The sequence below is a fragment of the Shewanella sp. ZOR0012 genome, from assembly GCF_000798835.1.
Classification (GTDB): domain Bacteria; phylum Pseudomonadota; class Gammaproteobacteria; order Enterobacterales; family Shewanellaceae; genus Shewanella; species Shewanella xiamenensis.
This window is the reverse complement of sequence record NZ_JTLE01000091.1, coordinates 1-223: the sequence shown is the minus strand read 5'-3', so window position 1 is coordinate 223 and position 223 is coordinate 1. Positions and strand designations below refer to the sequence as shown.

At 53.4% G+C, this 223-nt stretch carries 1 pseudogene; it reads right to left on the bottom strand.

From position 1 onward, the window contains the following. Positions 1-223: pseudogene (locus L976_RS01790) on the bottom strand (IS4 family transposase); the annotation flags it as partial.

The following is a 223-nucleotide window of genomic DNA, read 5'->3' as shown; positions in this document are numbered from 1 at the left end:
GCGCTCGTAATAGCCGACAACCTCCAGTGCCTCCTTCGAGCATGTGATAGGTTCTGAGGTGAGTAAGTGCCATGCCAGTTTTTCTTCACGATGACTTTGCTCTACGACACTGACGTAATACAGAGGGATGTCTGCCTGAGTGCGTTTGTTGGCTGGAGCTTTGAGGGTCACTCGGGCATATCTCATTTCCAGCGTCACCGCCCGGGCTTTCCTTCCGCCTTTC